Origin of the sequence: Bifidobacterium sp. UMB1197, from assembly GCF_030217745.1 — a bacterium.
GTDB lineage: Bacteria > Actinomycetota > Actinomycetes > Actinomycetales > Bifidobacteriaceae > Bifidobacterium > Bifidobacterium vaginale_B.
In genome coordinates, this window is sequence record NZ_JASOOL010000054.1 from 1 (window position 1) to 278 (window position 278).

1 protein-coding gene is annotated in these 278 nt (G+C 41.7%); it reads left to right on the top strand.

Translation table 11 applies throughout. From position 1 onward, the window contains the following. Window positions 1-71: 71 nt before the first annotated feature. Window positions 72-278, top strand: a 207-nt coding sequence (locus tag QP420_RS06575; RefSeq protein ID WP_481616902.1) for a hypothetical protein, incomplete at its 3' end; no start/stop codon positions are given.

Genomic DNA, 278 nt, shown 5'->3' on the forward strand with positions numbered 1-278 from the left:
GTGTGTTGTTTCGTACTGTACGATATAAATTTCGTAAGGTACGAAAGATTGTTGCAGGTAAGGATGCAAGTATGCTGGAACAGCGATTTGAAGACTTTGAACAGCAAAAACGGCGAGATCACAAGGCACAAGATCAAGCCCAAAACACTAAGCAAAAACGAGATCGGTTGAATCCACCTGACTGGTCACAAGTCACTAAGGCTGGTTGGAATATGTTGGACGCTATATCCGAGAAGGTTCCTAGGGCATTTAGGCTATATTCTTTTTTTGCTCAAAAT